General features: G+C 76.1%; 13 protein-coding genes. 5 read left to right on the top strand and 8 right to left on the bottom strand.

The features are described 5' to 3' along the window. Positions 1 to 179: 179 nt before the first annotated feature. The 3 genes from Cpa01nite_RS13250 to Cpa01nite_RS13240 are packed head-to-tail and all read right to left on the bottom strand — an operon-like array spanning position 180 to position 2,355. Positions 180 to 575, bottom strand: a complete 396-nt coding sequence (locus tag Cpa01nite_RS13250) for an SCO2097 family morphological protein (RefSeq protein ID WP_203669225.1) — start codon at positions 573 to 575, stop codon at positions 180 to 182. Positions 576 to 613: 38 nt separating this feature from the next. After that, on the bottom strand, positions 614 to 1,921 hold the full coding sequence (gene dinB, locus Cpa01nite_RS13245) for a DNA polymerase IV (RefSeq protein WP_203669224.1): 1,308 nt from the start codon (positions 1,919 to 1,921) through the stop codon (positions 614 to 616). Next, complete coding sequence (locus Cpa01nite_RS13240; protein WP_203669223.1) at positions 1,918 to 2,355, bottom strand: SAV_6107 family HEPN domain-containing protein; 438 nt, start codon at positions 2,353 to 2,355, stop codon at positions 1,918 to 1,920. Before Cpa01nite_RS13240 ends, dinB begins: the two co-directional genes overlap by 4 nt. Positions 2,356 to 2,568: 213 nt before the next feature. Here Cpa01nite_RS13240 and Cpa01nite_RS13235 point away from each other — a divergent pair, with 213 nt between their 5' ends. Beyond that, positions 2,569 to 3,390, top strand: a complete 822-nt coding sequence (locus Cpa01nite_RS13235) for a spermidine synthase (protein ID WP_239068764.1) — start codon at positions 2,569 to 2,571, stop codon at positions 3,388 to 3,390. Positions 3,391 to 3,486: 96 nt separating this feature from the next. On the opposite strand, the gene Cpa01nite_RS13230 is transcribed toward Cpa01nite_RS13235, so the two are convergent. The 3 genes from Cpa01nite_RS13230 to Cpa01nite_RS13220 form a co-directional block, all read right to left on the bottom strand. After that, positions 3,487 to 3,690 carry a cold-shock protein gene (locus tag Cpa01nite_RS13230; protein WP_154731012.1) on the bottom strand — a complete coding sequence of 68 codons (204 nt, stop codon included), beginning with the start codon at positions 3,688 to 3,690 and terminating at the stop codon, positions 3,487 to 3,489. A 341-nt stretch (positions 3,691 to 4,031) separates the two neighbouring features. After that, positions 4,032 to 5,387: an MFS transporter gene (locus Cpa01nite_RS13225; protein ID WP_203669221.1), complete on the bottom strand. Its 1,356-nt coding sequence runs from the start codon at positions 5,385 to 5,387 to the stop codon at positions 4,032 to 4,034. 137 nt (positions 5,388 to 5,524) lie between these two features. Continuing rightward, a complete protein-coding gene (locus Cpa01nite_RS13220; protein WP_203669220.1) occupies positions 5,525 to 6,472 on the bottom strand; it encodes a proteasome assembly chaperone family protein in 948 nt (315 codons plus the stop codon). A gap of 251 nt (positions 6,473 to 6,723) precedes the next feature. Here Cpa01nite_RS13220 and Cpa01nite_RS13215 point away from each other — a divergent pair, with 251 nt between their 5' ends. From Cpa01nite_RS13215 to Cpa01nite_RS13200, 4 genes are all read left to right on the top strand, one after another. After that, positions 6,724 to 8,967, top strand: a complete 2,244-nt coding sequence (locus tag Cpa01nite_RS13215) for a HelD family protein (protein ID WP_203669219.1) — start codon at positions 6,724 to 6,726, stop codon at positions 8,965 to 8,967. Positions 8,968 to 9,071: 104 nt separating this feature from the next. Next, positions 9,072 to 10,268, top strand: coding sequence for a phosphoglycerate dehydrogenase (serA, locus tag Cpa01nite_RS13210; RefSeq protein ID WP_203669218.1), 1,197 nt, complete (start codon positions 9,072 to 9,074; stop codon positions 10,266 to 10,268). Between the two features lie 48 nt (positions 10,269 to 10,316). After that, positions 10,317 to 11,366, top strand: coding sequence for an aldo/keto reductase (locus tag Cpa01nite_RS13205; protein WP_203669217.1), 1,050 nt, complete (start codon positions 10,317 to 10,319; stop codon positions 11,364 to 11,366). A gap of 71 nt (positions 11,367 to 11,437) precedes the next feature. Beyond that, positions 11,438 to 13,129: an AMP-binding protein gene (locus Cpa01nite_RS13200; RefSeq protein WP_203669216.1), complete on the top strand. Its 1,692-nt coding sequence runs from the start codon at positions 11,438 to 11,440 to the stop codon at positions 13,127 to 13,129. 85 nt (positions 13,130 to 13,214) lie between these two features. On the opposite strand, the gene Cpa01nite_RS13195 is transcribed toward Cpa01nite_RS13200, so the two are convergent. Together Cpa01nite_RS13195 and nrdR are read right to left on the bottom strand one after the other, a co-directional pair. Then, positions 13,215 to 15,248: a S9 family peptidase gene (locus tag Cpa01nite_RS13195; RefSeq protein ID WP_203669215.1), complete on the bottom strand. Its 2,034-nt coding sequence runs from the start codon at positions 15,246 to 15,248 to the stop codon at positions 13,215 to 13,217. A gap of 129 nt (positions 15,249 to 15,377) precedes the next feature. Continuing rightward, positions 15,378 to 15,887, bottom strand: coding sequence for a transcriptional regulator NrdR (nrdR, locus tag Cpa01nite_RS13190; RefSeq protein ID WP_203669251.1), 510 nt, complete (start codon positions 15,885 to 15,887; stop codon positions 15,378 to 15,380). Between the last annotated feature and the right edge of the window lie 181 nt (positions 15,888 to 16,068).

Genomic DNA, 16,068 nt, shown 5'->3' with positions numbered 1-16,068 from the left:
CCCCCGCGGCCGCGGCACGGCGCCGACGCGCGCAGGCCCACCCGCGCGACCGCGGCACGGCGCCGACGCGCGTGGGCCCACCCCCGCGGCCGCGGCACGGCGCCGACGTGCGCGGGCCCGCCTCCGTGAGGCGGGCCCGGTCGCGGCGGCGCCGCGGGGTCAGACGGTCGACGTCCGGGTCAGCGACCCTGGTCGCGCCGCTTGTCCCAGCGGTCCTCCATGCGGGACATGAAGCCCCGCTTGCTCTTCGGGGCGGTGGCCGCGGGACGCGGCGCGGTGCTCCCGTCGGGACGGACGACGCCGACCGGCCCGCCACCGCGACGCGGCCGCGTGAACGCGATCGCGACGGAGGCGAACATGACGACGAAGCCCAGAACCCCGAGCCACACCTCGGACGCCGCAGCGCCCACCACCAGCAGCAACAGCCCCACGACGGCACCGATGCCGCCCAGGACGTACCGCAGGACCGGCTTCCGCCCACGCGATGTCAGCGTGTTCGCGAGCCGGGGATCATCAGACGTGAGCTGACGCTCCATCTGCTCCAGTACACGTTGTTCGTACTCGGAGAGAGGCATTCCAACCCCCGTGCTCCGCCGTCGGGACTCTCTTCACCTCAGGATAGAGGGCCGTCGGCGAACTCGGTAGTCGGGCGCTCGCCCGGACCGGGTGACCCTGCCGACACCTCCCGCGCCGAGCGCCCGACGGCGGGCGTCCCGGCGCCGATCGCCGACCGCCCGAACCGCGCACGCACCAGGTCCATCGCCCGCTCGGCGTCGCGGCGGGCGCCCGGGTTGTCGGCGACCGCCTCGTCGAGCGTCGGCTGCCGGATCACCTCCGCCGCCGGCCTCAGCCCCTCCGCGCGCACGCCCACGAGCCGCACAGGCAGCCCGCCGAGGTCCGCGGCCGCGAGGAGGTCCCGGGCGGTCAGATAGAGCTCCCGTCCGACGTCGGTCGGCTGGGGCAGCGTCCGGGACCGGCTCAGCGTCCGGAAGTCCGAGGTGCGGATCTTCACGGCCACGGTGCGCGCCACGAGCCGCTGGGACCGCAGCCGGCCGGCGCACCGGTCGGCGAGCTCCAGCGCCTTGCTCTCCACCACCCGCATGTCGCGGACGTCGACGGCGAAGGTCTCCTCCGCGCCGATGCTCTTCTCCTCGCGCCCCGGCGTCACCGGCCGCGGGTCCCGCCCCCACGCGAGGTCGTGCAGGTGTGCGCCGGCGACCCGGCCGACCGCGCGCTGCACGACCGTCACGTCGCTGTCGGCGAGCTCGGCGACCGTGCGGATGCCCCAGCGCTCGAGCGACGCGGCGGTCCGCTCCCCCACGCCCCACAGCGCGCCGACCGGCAGGACCCGGAGGAAGTCCACCGTCGCGGCCCTCGGGATCAGCAGGACGCCGTCCGGCTTCGCGTGCCCGGAGGCGAGCTTCGCGACGAACTTGGTGGCCGCGATGCCGACGGAGCACGTGATGCCGTGCTGCGCCTGGACCCGCTCCCGGATGAGCGCGGCGATGCGCGTCGGGCTGCCGAGCCGGCGGCGCGCACCGCTCACGTCGAGGAAGGCCTCGTCGACGCTGACCTGCTCGACGATGGAGGTGACGTCGTGCAGCACCGTCATGACGCTGCGCGACACCTCCTGGTACGCCGCGTGGTCGGGCGGGACGACGACCGCCTGCGGGCACATCCGCAGCGCGGCGGCCATCGGCATCGCCGAGTGCACGCCGAACGCGCGCGCCTCGTAGGTCGCGGCGAGCACGACGGAGCGCTCGGACCCGCCGACGATCACCGGCTTGCCCCGGAGGTGCGGTCGGCGGGCGAGCTCGACCGACGCGAAGAACGCGTCCATGTCGACGTGCAGGATCGAGCACCCGTCCTCCTCGGTGCCCCAGTCGCGCTTCGCGTCCTGCGACCGTGGGCCGCGGCTCATCCGGCGCGTGCCGCCTCGAGCTCGGCGGCGCCCTCGAGCTCGGCGCGCACCAGGTCGAGGAAGTCCTCGGCGTGGCACAGGACCTGCTCGGCGCGCTCGGCCGACACGGCGTCGAACCGCCCGGCGTCCACCGCGGCGCGCAGCCCGGCGCCTGCGGCGAAGTACGCGGACCACCGGTTCATCTCCGGCGCGACGCGGTCGAGCAGCTCCCACACCGTGCGCGGGCCGCGGCGGGCGGACAGCGGCTGGCGCTCCGCCAGGACCGCGGCGCCGGCGCGCAGCGCGGCCAGGTGGGCGTGGGTGAACTGCTCCCACGGCTCGGACGAGAACTGCGCGGCGACGAGCTCCGCGTCCGCGCGCTGGAGCAGCTCGGCCGTGCGGCCGGACAGCCCGGGCGCCGCACTCCGCAGGGCACGAAGGGTCTTGACCGGCATCGCGCACCTCCCTCTCTCGACTGCACCAGTATCGAACACCTGTTCGAACGCGTCAACCCGTACGGTGGGCCGATGGCGTCCCGTGGCCGGTCCGGCCGATCCACCCGGTCCGAGAAGACCGCCGGGGGCCGCCGACCTGCACCAGAGTCCCATCGACCACCGACACGCGGCGGGCGCGGGCAGGCCGCCGCGCAGCCCTGGCCGGACGGCCCCGTGCCGATCGCGACCGGCACCGCGGAGGTGCAGCGCTCCCCCGACGACCCCGACGCCGTGACGCTGCTCGTCAACGGCGTCCCCAGCTCGCACCTCGACCTGGCCGACCCGCTGCGCCTCGACTTCGAGTACATGCAGCAGATGGCGGCGGTCCTGGACCACCTGCCCGCGGCGGACGGCCCGTTCCGCGCGGTGCACCTCGGGGCGGCGGGCTGCGCGATGGCCCGCTGGGCCGACGTGCGGTTCCCCGGGGCGCGGCAGATCGCGGTCGACCTGGACCCGGTGCTGGTCGCCCTCGTGCGCGACTGGTTCGACCTGCCGCGCTCCCCCGCGCTGCGGCTGCGGGCGGGCGAGGCCCGCGCGGAGCTCGGCACGCTGGCCGACGCGAGCGCCGACGCGGTGCTGCGGGACGTGTTCGCCGGCGACCGCACGCCGCCGCACGTGACCACCGAGGAGTTCGCCCGGGACGTCGCGCGCGTGCTGAGGCCCGGCGGGCTCTACCTCGCCAACTGCGCCGACCGCCCGCCGCTCGCGCTGGCCCGCGCCGAGGCCGCCACCCTCGCGCCGGTGTTCGCGCACGTCGGCGTCGTCGCCGAGCCGGCGGTGCTCCGCGGGCGGCGGTACGGCAACCTCGTCCTGGTCGCCACGGACGACCCGGCGCTGCTCGACGACGCGGGCCTCGCGCGGGACCTGCGGTCGCTGCCCGTGCCGGCGCGGCTGCTCGTCGGCGAGGAGCTGGTCGCGTTCGCCGGCCGCGCCGCCCCGCTGCGGGACGCGGCTCCGGAGCTCGAGCCGGAGCCCGGGTCCGCCGTCGACCCCTGACCGCCGGACCGCATTCGGACGCGGACGAGGCCGCACCCCCGGGAGGGGATGCGGCCTCGTCGCTCGGACTGCCCGCAGCGGGCGGTCGGAGTCAGATCAGAGCGGGCGGACCTGCTCCGCCTGCGGGCCCTTCGGGCCCTGGGTGATCTCGAACTCGACGCGCTGGCCCTCCTCGAGGGAGCGGTAGCCCGAGGAGTCGATGGCCGAGTAGTGCACGAAGACGTCGGCGCCGCCGCCGTCCTGGGCGATGAAGCCGTAGCCCTTCTCAGCGTTGAACCACTTGACAGCACCCTGTGCCATGTTCTTGTCCTTCTGTCCATCCGGTGACGGTGCCGGGAACTCCCCGGACCGTGCCGCAATGCCTATCCCGCGTCCTGCACCGGGTGGACCAGCCGGATGGCTGGAAGGTGCCGCGCGGGCGTCCCCGGAGGGGCCCGACCGGCGCCGGTCAAGCGTCAGTACGTCACTGCAACACGGCGATACTCTCACGCAGGTCATCTGGACGCCACGGTTCTTCCCGGCCCGATGCGGCGTGGATCACAACGATCCGGTCACGACCCGGTCACAGGACGACCACCCCGACCGACCGGTCGGGAGGCGTTCTGAGCGGCGACGGGACCGCCCGCGAGCGCCCCGGCCGCTCAGATCGCGAGCCCGGGGTGCGCACGCCTCGCGCCGCGCCGGCCGAGCAGCATCGCCGCGACCCCGAGGACCCACGGCACCGCCACCCAGGCGAACGCCGACCGGAACGCGTCCAGGTCCCGCGCCCCGGTGGCGCCGCCCGAGGCCGCGTCCAGCACGATCCCGACGACGAGCATCGTCGCGAGCGCCCCGACGAACCCGCCGGTGTTGACGAACCCGGTCGCCGTGCCGAGCCGCTGCGGCGGCGTGCAGGACCGGGCGACGTCGAACGCCACGAGCGACGTCGGCCCGCCGACCGCCACGACGACCACGAACACGCACAGCACCGCGAACGGCACCGGCGCGGCAGGCACCGTCACGGACAGCCACGCCAGCCCGATCGCCACCGACGTGCCCAGGGCGATCGGCATCCGCGCGCGCGGGCGGCGCCCGACGACGACGCCGATGACCGGCCCGGCGACGACGGCCGCCACCACGTTGAGCGTCAGCAGCGCGCTCGCCTCGCCGGGCGTCCGGCCCTGGCCCTCGACGAAGAACGCGTAGCCCCAGAGCAGCACGACGACGTGGTTGCTGAACTGCCCGGAGAAGTGCATCCAGAACCCGAGGCGCGCGCCGGGGTCGCGCAGCACGGCGCGCAGCGCCCCGGGCTCGCGCGGCGCCCGGGCGCGGGCCGGCCGCCAGCGCCGGCGCAGCAGCCCCGCCCGCCACCACGGCGCCGGGACCGCGGCACCCGCGCCGAGCCCCGCCGCGACGTCCGGCTCCGCGGCGGCACCCGGCCCCACGGCGTCGGCCGGGGCGTCCCGCACGACCGCGACCACCGCGATCGTGGCCACCACGCCGACGGCCGCGACCGACAGGAAGGTCGTCCGCCAGCCCTCGGCGTGCAGGAGCGCGACGACCGGGACCGCGGACAGCACCTGGCCGAGCTGGCCGAGGCTGCCGGTGAGCTGCGTCATCACGGGCACCCGGCGCGCGGCGAACCACGCGGGCACCAGCCGGACGACGGACACGAACGTCAGCGCGTCGCCCGCGCCGACCAGCACCCGGCCCGCCAGCACCCAGCCGGCGGACGGCGCCAGGGCGAGCACGGTCTGACCGAGCGCCATGCCGGCGGCGCCGGTGGCGACGAGCACCCGCGGCCCGTACCGGTCGAGCAGCACGCCGACCGGCACCTGCAGCAGGGCGTAGACCACGAGCTGCGCGACGGCCATCGCCGCCAGCAGCGCCGAGGAGACGCCGAACAGCTCCGTCACCTCGAGCGTGGCGACGCCCAGGGAGGAGCGGTTCATGATCGCGACGACGTACGCGCCGACCGCGACCGTCCAGACAAGCAGCGCGCGGCGGTCGGATGTCACGTACAGCAATTCTGCCCGCTCCGGCGCGCGGGTCCGACGAGTCGCGGGTCACACACCGGCGCGCGGCGTCCCGCGCACGCCGAGGGCCCGGCACCGGGTCTCCCCCGGGCGCCGGGCCCTCGGCGGTGCGGCGGCGCTCAGTAGCCCGGGCCCGAGCCCTTGCCGTCGTCGCCCTGCTGGGCGAGGAACCGCTCGAACTCCGCACCGAGCTCGTCGGCGGTCGGCAGCTCCGCGGTCTCGGCGAGCAGGCTGGGCCTGCCGATGTTCCGGGCGAACGCGTCGTACTGCTGCTCCAGGGCGTGCACGACGGTCTGGACCTCGGGCTGGTCCTCGACCTGCCGCTCGACCTCGAGCATCGTCTCGGAGGCGGCCTCGGTCAGCGCACCGAGGTCGAGCTCCAGGCCGGCGGCGCGCTGCACGTGCTCGAGCCCGGTGATCGACGCCTGCGGGAACGGCGACTGCGCCAGGTAGTGCGGCACGTGCACCGCGAAGCCCATGGCGTCGTGCCCGGACTGGCCGAGCCGGATCTCCAGCAGCGTCCCCGCGGAGGCGGGCACCTGCACCGTCCCGAACCACGACGTGTAGTTCGCGACCAGCTCGGGCCGGCTGGCGTGCGCCGTGACCGACAGCGGGCGGGTGTGCGGGATGCCCATCGGGATGCCGTGCAGCCCGACCGTCAGCGGGACGTCGAACCGCTCGACGATCTGCCGCACGGCGGCGGCGAACCGCTCCCACTGCACGTCCGGCTCGACGCCGTGCAGCAGCAGGAACGGCACCCCGGAGGTGTCGCGCACCAGGTCGACGGCGAGCTCGGGCTCCTCGTACTCGCCCCAGTGGTCGCCCTCGAAGGTGGCGGTGGGGCGGCGCGACCGGTAGTCGAGCAGCTGGTCGACGTCGAACGTCGCCAGGCGCGCGGTCGGGAGCTGCTCGGTCAGGTGCTCGGCCGAGAGCCGGCCGGCGCCGCCGGCGTCCACGAAGCCGCGCACGGCGTGCACGAGCACCGGCCCGCTGCCGCCCGCGGTCCGCGCCTCGACCTCGGCGGCGACCGCCGGGTCGACGGCGTAGATCTCGCTCGGGTCCAGCATGGGGTCCTCCCTGGGGGTCAGTCCGTGCGCCGCCCACCGGGGCGGCGTCCTGAGGGTCACAACACCGCGAGCGCCGCCCCTCTTCCCGGTCGGCGGAGGATCTTCGCGCAGGTCGCGCCCCCGCCGCCCGCCACCCGGTCGGCCGTCACACGGCGCGCCCGGGATGTAGGAGAATGGACGGCCGCTCCGGCCGGTCGCGCGTCGACCTCGCCCGGGCGCGGCGCAGGACGGGACGACCGACGGGAGCACGCGTGACCGGGATCGAGGCGCAGCTGGCGGCCGAGCAGGAGGTCGTCGACGGCCTGTACGCGCGGCTGGACGAGCTGCGGGCGGCCACCCGCGACCGGCTGGCGGAGGTCCGCCGGGTCGGCCCGTCGGGCTCCCCGCAGAACCGCTCCGAGCGCGACGCGTTCGCCACGCTCTACGAGGACCGCCTGGCGCGGCTCGAGGCCGTGGAGGACCGGCTGGCGTTCGGCCGGCTCGACCTGTCCGACGGCGGCCGCCGGTACATCGGCCGCATCGGGCTGAACGACGACGAGCACGCGTCGATCCTCACGGACTGGCGCGCGCCCGCGGCGCAGTCGTTCTACCGCGCGACCTCGGCGAACCCCGACGGCGTCGTGCAGCGCCGGCACCTGGTGACCCGCGGCCGGCGCGTCACCGGCCTGGAGGACGAGGTCATCGACCTCGACGTGCTCGCCGACGAGGAGGCCGCCGCCCGGCTCGGCGCCCTCTCCGGCGAGGGCGCGCTGCTCGCGGCGCTGGCCGCACGGCGCACCGGGCGGATGGGCGACATCGTCGCGACCATCCAGGCCGAGCAGGACGCGATCATCCGCGCCGACCTCGCGGGCGCGCTGGTCGTCCAGGGCGGCCCCGGCACCGGCAAGACCGCCGTCGCGCTGCACCGCGCCGCGTACCTGCTCTACGCGCACCGGCGCGTGCTGGAGCGCTCGGGCGTGCTGCTGCTCGGCCCCAGCCGCACGTTCCTGCGCTACATCGACCAGGTGCTGCCCTCCCTCGGCGAGACGGGCGTGGTGTCGACGACCGTCGGCGAGCTGTTCCCGGGCGTCGTCGCGACCGGCACCGAGGACGACGCGGTCGCCGAGATCAAGGGCCGCCCGGTGTGGCGGAAGATCGTCGAGCGCGCCGTCCGCCAGCGGCAGCGCGCGCCCGAGCAGCCGACCGTCGTGACGATCGACGGCCACCGGATCGTCGTGAAGCCGTCCGACGTGCGCGGCGCGATCAACCACGCGCGCCGCGGGCACCGGCCGCACAACCAGGCGCGCGTGACGTTCGTGCGGGACATGCTCGGCCGGCTCGCGGAGCAGTACGTGAGCCAGCTCGGCTGGTCGGTCGCGCCGGACGAGCGCGGCGAGATCCTCGAGGAGCTGCGCACCACCCGGGAGATCCGGATCGCGCTCAACCTCGCGTGGATGCCGCTCACCCCCCAGGGCCTGATCTCGTCCCTGCTGTCGAAGCCGGCCCGCCTCGACGCCGCCGCCCCGGAGCTGTCCGCGCACGAGCGCGCCGCCCTGCTCCGCGCCGCGGACGCCCCGTGGACCGAGGCCGACGTCCCGCTGCTCGACGAGGCCGCCGAGCTGCTCGGCGAGGACGACCAGGCCGCCCGGGCCCAGGCGAAGCAGGACGCCGCGCAGCGCGCGCAGGAGCTCGACTACGCCCGGCAGGTGCTGGAGCAGTCCGGCACCGGGCTGGTGTCCGCCGAGCTGCTGGCCGACCGGTTCGCCGCGACCGGCCCCGCGCTCACCACCGCCGAGCGCGCCGCCGCCGACCGCACGTGGACCTACGGGCACGTGGTCGTCGACGAGGCGCAGGAGCTCTCCCCCATGGCCTGGCGGATGGTGCTGCGCCGCGTGCCGACCCGGTCGCTGACCGTCGTCGGCGACGTCGCGCAGACCTCGACGGCCGCCGGCACCCGGAGCTGGGCGGCGACGTTCGACCGCATCCTCGCGGGCGGCTGGCGCATGTCCGAGCTGACGGTCAACTACCGCACGCCCGCGTCGGTGGCCCGCGCCGCCGAGCGGGTCGGCCGCGCCGCCGGGCTCCCGCTCACGCCGACGACCTCCGCGCGGGACGTGGACGACGCGCTGCGCACCGAGCAGGTCGACGCCGCCGGGGTGCCCGACGCCGTCGCCCGGAACGCCGAGGCCGCGCTCGACGCCGTCCGCGACGCGTCCGGGGCGGGGCGGGTGGCGGTCATCGCGCCGCCGGCGCTCGTGCCGGCGCTCGCGCAGGCCCTGCCGCAGGCGGGGGTCACCCGCGCGGGCTCGCCCGACCTGGACGCGCCGCTGACCGTGATGACGCCGACGCAGAGCAAGGGCCTCGAGTTCGACGCGGTCGTGCTGGTCGAGCCGGCCGACGTGCTCAAGGGCGGGGCAGGCGACCTATACGTCGCGATGACCCGGCCGACGCAGGCGCTGCGCGTGGTGCACAGCCGGCCGCTGCCCGCCGGCTGGGACGCGGCGGACGCGGGCTGACCGCCCTACCGGGCCGGGCGGTCCCACCCCGGTCCACCGCCCCGCGGGTGTCCGCCACCCGGACCGGCTTGGAGCCGGGGTCCCGGGAGGCGCACCATAGGCGCGTGCTACGCGCCCTGCTGCTCGAGAACCTGCACCCCCAGGCCCGCGCCATCCTGGAGGCGGCCGGCTACGAGGTCGTCACGCGCTCCGGCGCGCTCGACGAGTCGGAGCTGATCGAGGCGCTGCAGGGCGTGCACCTGCTCGGCATCCGGTCCAAGACCAACGTGACCGAGGCCGTCCTCGACGCCGCGCCCGACCTGGTCGCGATCGGCGCCTACTGCATCGGCACGAACCAGATCGACCTGCACGCGGCGGCCTCGCGCGGCGTGGCGGTGTTCAACGCGCCGTTCTCGAACACCCGCTCGGTGGTCGAGATCGCGCTGGCCGACATCATCGCGCTCACCCGGCGGCTGACCGTGCTCGACCGGTCCATGCACGACGGCGTGTGGAACAAGTCGGCGGACGGCGCGCACGAGGTCCGCGGCCGCACGCTCGGCATCGTCGGCTACGGCAACATCGGCACCCAGCTGTCGGTGCTCGCCGAGAACCTCGGCATGTCGGTCGTGTTCTACGACACCGCGGAGAAGCTGGCGCTGGGCAACGCGCGCCGCGCGGAGACGCTGGACGAGCTGCTCGACGTCGCCGACATCGTGACGCTGCACGTCGACGGCCGCAGCGGCAACGCCGGGCTGTTCGGCGCCAAGCAGTTCGCCCGCATGCGCGAGGGCGCGATCTTCCTCAACCTGTCGCGCGGGTTCGTCGTCGACTACGCGGCGCTGCGGGACGCGGTGCTCGCCGGGCACGTGGCCGGCGCGGCCGTCGACGTGTTCCCGGTGGAGCCGAAGCGCAAGGGCGACCCGTTCGAGTCGGAGCTGCGCGGGCTGCCGAACGTCATCCTCACCCCGCACACCGGCGGGTCGACCGAGGAGGCGCAGGAGGCGATCGGCCAGTTCGTGTCGAACAAGCTGCGCGACTTCATGAACACCGGCACGACGATGCTCAGCGTCAACCTGCCGAACCTCACGCTCGAGGCCCGCCCCGGCGTGCACCGGCTCACCTACCTGCACCGCAACGTCCCCGGCGTGCTGGCGGCGGTCAACAACACGCTCGCCGAGCACGGCGCGAACATCGAGGGCCAGCTGCTCGCGACGCGCGGCGAGGTCGGCTACGTGGTGACCGACGCCGTCGCGGTGGAGCCCGAGGTGGTCGCGGCGCTGCGGGCCCGCCCGGAGACGATCCGGCTGCGCGTCGTCGACTGACGGCCGCCGCTCGGCGGGGCGCCGGGTCGACGCGCTAGCGTCGGGGCCGTGCACCTCGCCGACGACGCCCGCCACGACCGACTCCCCCTGCGCCGCGCCGGCCGCTCCGGCCTGGACCTGCCCGCGGTGACGCTCGGGCTGTGGCAGAACTTCGGGGACGCCACCCCGTTCGCCGACCAGCGCGCGCTCGTGCTCGCCGCGGTCGACGCCGGGGTGGTCCACCTGGACCTCGCGAACAACTACGGCCCGCCGCCGGGGGCCGCCGAGGAGAGCGTCGGCCGGCTGCTCGCGACCGACCTCGCCCCGTACCGCGACGAGCTGCTGATCGCGACGAAGGCCGGCTACCGGCAGTGGCCCGGCCCGTACGGCGAGTTCGGCTCCCGCAAGTACCTGCTCGCGTCGCTCGACCAGTCGCTCCGCCGGCTCGGCACCGACCGCGTCGACGTGTTCTACAGCCACCGGTTCGACCCGCGCACCCCGCTCGAGGAGACGATCGGCGCGCTCAAGACGGCCGTCGACTCCGGCCGGGCGCTGCACGCCGGCATCTCGTCGTACTCCGCCCGGCGCACCGCCGAGGCGCTCGCCGTCGCCGAGGGCCTCGGCCTCCGGCTGGCCGTGCACCAGCCGTCGTACTCGATGCTGAACCGCTGGGTCGAGCAGCCGGACGACGAGGCGGGCGGCCGGAGCCTGCTCGACGTCGCCGGCGAGGCCGGCCTGGGCGTCGTCGCGTTCTCCCCGCTCGCCCAGGGCATGCTCACCCGGAAGTACCTCGGCGGCGTGCCCGAGGACTCGCGCGCGGCCCGGGGCGGACCCCTGCGCGCCGAGTACCTCAGCGACGAGAACCTGGACCGGGTGCGGGCCCTCAACGCGGTCGCGGAGGCGCGCGGGCAGTCGCTCGCCCAGCTCGCGATCGCCTGGGTGCTGCGCGACCCGCGGGTGACGTCGGTGGCGCTCGGCGCGCGGACCCCGGAGCAGCTGCGGGAGAACCTCGCGGCGGTCGACGGCCCGGAGCTCACCGACGAGGAGCTGGCCGCGATCGACCGGCACGCGGTGGACGCGGGGATCAACCTGTGGGGGTCGCGGTCCTCGGACCTCTGACCCGGGCGATCTCCCCCGTTGCCTCAGGCTACGCTCACGTAACTTACGCATCCGTAGGTTACGGTGACCTCGTGACCGACTTCACGCGACCGTGGCACTCCTCCTACGCGCCGGGCGTCCCGCCCGTCGTCGACGTGCCCGACGAGCCGCTGACCGCCGCCCTGGACCGCGCCGCCGCGGCCTGGCCCGAGCGCGTCGCGGTGGACTTCCTCGGGGCGACGACGACGTACGGCGAGCTCGCGGGCGCCGTCGCCCGCGGCGCGGCCGTGCTGCGCGACCTCGGCGTGCGCGCCGGCGACCGCGTCGCGATCGTGCTGCCCAACTGCACCTCGCACGTCGTCGCGTTCTACGCCGCGCTGCGGCTCGGCGCCGTCGTCGTCGAGCACAACCCGACCTACACGGCCGACGAGCTCGCGCACCAGCTCGCCGACTCGGGCGCCACGGTCGCGCTCGTCTGGGAGAAGGCCGTCGCGCCGGCGCTCGCCGCGCAGGACCGGACCGCCGTCCGCACGGTCGTCGCCGTCGACGTCTCCGCCGACCTGCCCGCCGCCAAGCGGTTCGCGCTGCGCCTCCCCCTGCCCGCCGCCCGCCGGACGAGGACCGCCCTGCGCGCCGCGCTGCCCGCCGGCACGCCGGTGTGGCACCGCCTGGTGGCGGACGCGACCGCGCTGCCGGTCGGCACGCCGCGGCCCACGGCGGACGACGTCGCCCTGCTCCAGTACACCGGCGGGACCACCGGCACCCCGAAGGCCGCCGTGCTCACGCACCGGAACCTCGTGGCGAACGCCGTGCAGGGCCAGGCCTGGACCCAGGCGGAGCCCGGGACGGAGACGATCTACGGCGTGCTGCCGTTCTTCCACGCGTTCGGCCTCACGCTGTGCCTCACCTACGCGACCCGGGTCGGCGCGACGCTCGTGGCGTTCCCGAAGTTCGACCCGGAGCAGGTGCTCGCGGCCCAGCGCCGCCGCCCCGGCACCTTCCTGCCCGCGGTGCCGCCGATGCTCGACCGCCTCGCGGCCTCCGCCGAGGCGGCGAAGGCCGACCTGTCGTCGTTCCGGTACGCCATCTCCGGCGCGATGTCGCTGTCCCCCGAGACCGCGGCGCGGTGGGAGCGGGTCACCGGCGGCCTCGTCATCGAGGGCTACGGCATGACCGAGACCTCCCCCGTGGCCCTGGGCAGCCCGCTGTCGCCCGACCGCCGGCCCGGCGCGCTCGGCCTGCCGTTCCCGAGCACCGACGTCCGCGTGGTCGACCAGGAGGACCCGGCCCGCGACGTCGCCCCCGGCGAGCAGGGCGAGCTGCTGATCCGCGGCCCGCAGGTGTTCTCCGGCTACTGGGGCCGCCCCGAGGAGACCGCGGAGCAGCTGCTGCCCGGCGGCTGGCTGCGCACGGGCGACGTGGTCCGGCTGGACGACGACGGGTTCGTCGTCCTGGTCGACCGGATCAAGGAGATGATCGTGACCGGCGGGTTCAAGGTGTACCCGTCCCAGGTCGAGGACAAGCTCCGCGGCATGCCGGGCGTGCGCGACGTCGCCGTCGTGGGGCTGCCGGGCGGCGACCTCGGCGAGAAGGTGGTCGCCGCGATCGTCACCGAGCTCGGCGCGCACGTCGACATCGCCGCGGTCCGCGAGTGGTGCTCCGAGCGCCTGGCCCGGTACGCCGTGCCGCGCGAGCTCGTGATCCTCACGGAGCTGCCGCGGTCGCAGATCGGCAAGGTGCTCCGCCGCGTCGTCCGGGACGACCTCATGGCGTCCTCGGCCTGACAGGACCGCGGGCGCGCACGACCCGCACGCACGAGGGCCCCGCACCGGATCGCCGGTGCGGGGCCCTCGTGCGTGGCCGGGCGGGTCAGCCCTGCGCGACCGGCAGGGTCCGCTGCCACCAGTCGAGCACGTGCTCGAACCGGACCAGGCGGTGCTGCGGTCGGCCGGAGCGGGTCAGCTCGTGGCCCTCGCCCGGGAACAGCAGCAGCTCGGCCGGCACACCGCGGCGCTTGAGCTCCACGAACCACCGCTGGCCCTGCTCGACCGGGCAGCGCCAGTCCTGCTCCGAGTGGATCACCAGCGTCGGCGTGGTCACGCGCGCCACGTGCGCCATCGGCGACTGCGCGGCGACCTGCGCCCGGGACTCCTCGTCGTCGCCGTCGCCCAGGTACTCCAGGCCGAAGAACCAGCCGATGTCGCTCGACCCGACGAAGCTGACCGGGTCGAGGAACCCGCGCTCCACGATCGCGCCGGTGAACCGGTCCGTGCGCGTGGTGAGCCACGCGGTGAGGTAGCCGCCGTACGAGCCGCCCATGACGCCGACCCGCTCGCCGTCCAGCGCCGGGTCCTCGAGCGCCGCGTCGAGCAGCGCCAGCACGTCGTCGGTGTCGACGGTGCCGAAGCCGTGCCGGATCGCCGTGCCGTGCGCCGACCCGTAGCCCGCCGCGCCGCGCGGGTTCCCGTAGACCACCGCGTAGCCGGCCTCGGCCAGCGTCTGCACCTCGTCGAACAGGCCGACCGTGTACTGCGCGTACGGGCCGCCGTGGATCATGAGGATCGTCGGGTGCGGGCCGGCGAACCGCTCCGGGTCGGGGGTGACGACCCAGCCGTGCACGGGGTAGCCGTCGGGCGCGGTCGTCGTGACCTCACGGGGCTCGCGGACCCGGCCCGTCGCGCGCAGCGGCGCGGACCAGTCGGTGAGCGCGCGGGTCTCCCCCGTCGCCAGGTCGATCGCGTGCAGGTCGCCCGAGGTCGCCGGGCCGGCGGCGGTCACGACGGCCACCGGCGCGTCGGCCGCGGCGGCGACGCCGTGCGCGACCAGGCCGGTCAGCAGGTCGCGCGACGAGCCGTCCGCGCCGAACGCGCGCAGCACGACCGTGCCGCGGTGCAGCACCCCCGCGAGGACGCCGTCGGCGGTCACCGCGAAGGTGCCGGGGTCGAGGTCGACGGCCTCGGCGTCGGTCAGCCGCTCGGCGGCGCCGGCGGCGGCCGGTGCGCCGGCCTCGCCCGCGGCGGTCAGCGGCAGGCGGTACAGGCCGGTCTGCGCGGCCACGAAGTCGCGGCCGGACGGACCCATGTCCTGCGCCAGCAGCCAGAGCGTCGCGCCGTCGACGGACGGCAGGACGCCGGCGACGGCGAGCGGGCTGCCGGCGTCCGCGTCGGTCAGCGGGACCAGTGCGTGGTCGGCGTCCGCGGCGGTGTCGACCACGACGGCGTCCGACCGCAGGTCCGCGTCCTTGGCGGCGTGCCGGGCGGCGACCGCCGCGACGTACCGGCCGCGCGGGAACCACGCGATCGCCTCGACGTCGGTGTCGCCGTCCGTCACCTGACGGGCGACCGGCGCGGCGCCCTCGCCGGCGGGCACGGCGTCGCGCGCGGCCGGGTCGGCGGGCACGTCGACCACGAACAGCTGGCGGCGCTTGTCCCGGGTGAACCCGACGCCGTCGTTCCGGTACGGCAGCTCCGTGATGTGCCGCGGGCGCTCGGCGCCGGCGTCGCCCTCGCCGTAGCGGCCCTCCTCCGGCACCCGGGCGACGAACGCGAGCGTCGCGCCGTCGGGCGAGAACCGGGCCGTCTGCACGCCGAGCGGCGCGTCGGTCAGCCGGACGGGCTCGCCGCCCGCGGCCTCGACGAGGAACAGCTGCGGGCGCCCCTTCGGCTCGGCGCGCAGGAACGCGACCCAGCGGCCGTCCGGCGACACCTGCGGGTCGGTGTCGCGGTGCCCGCGGGTCAGCCGCACCGGCGGGGTGCGGCCGTCGGTGGCCACCCGCCAGAGCTGGCCGGTGTACTCGTCGGACTCGAGGTCGGGCGCGGTGCGCGCGACGACGGCGAACGAGCCGTCGGGGGCGACCGCGGGGGTTCCGGGGGCGTGCAGGAGCGCGAGGTCAGCAGGGATCACCCGTCCGACGGTAGTACGCCGGGCGCGGGTGCGTGCGGGGCGGTCGCGGGTCGGGCGGATCCCGCGCGGACCGCGGGCGCGTGCGGGCGGTCGCGGTCCCGCGCTCTGGTCCCGGTGCTGCGGCGGGCGTCAGGCGGTCGGGGCGTCCTCGGACGCGGAGCCGGCCGTGGCGGCGCGGGCGGCGTCGGCGGCCTCGTTCTCCGCGCGGAGCACGGTGATCGCGGCCTCGAAGTCCTCCAGGCTGTTGAACGCCTGGTACACGCTGGCGAACCGCAGGTACGCGACCTCGTCCAGGTCCCGGAGCGGCCCGAGGATGGCCAGGCCGATCTCGTAGGCGTCCAGCTCGGCGCTGCCGCTCGCGCGCAGGTTCTCCTCGACGCGCTGGGCGAGCACCGCCAGGTCGTCGTCGCTGACCGGCCGGCCCTGGCAGGCCTTGCGGACGCCGTTGACGATCTTCTCGCGGCTGAACGGCTCGGTGGCGCCCGACCGCTTCACCACCGAGAGGCTGGCCGTCTCGATCGTGGTGAACCGGCGGTTGCACTGCGGGCACTGCCGCCGGCGGCGGATCGAGAGGCCGTCGTCGGAGGTGCGGGAGTCCACGACGCGGGAGTCGGCGTGACGGCAGAACGGGCAGTGCATGGACGCCTCCTCCGGGATGTGGTGCACGCCCGCGACGGCGGCGGCAGCGCTGCGGCACCCGCCCGGACGACCGGGACACGGTAGGGCCCCGGGAGCGGGCGGTGCAAGGCGGTTCCGCGGCGGGGCGAATACGCTGGTGGCGGAGCTGCGCGCGGGCGGGGACGTGGCAGCGGGCCGAGGT

It is taken from the genome of Cellulomonas pakistanensis (genome assembly GCF_016862755.1).
In the GTDB taxonomy this organism is placed as follows: Bacteria; Actinomycetota; Actinomycetes; order Actinomycetales; family Cellulomonadaceae; genus Cellulomonas; species Cellulomonas pakistanensis.
This window is presented reverse-complemented; position numbering and strand designations above follow the sequence as displayed.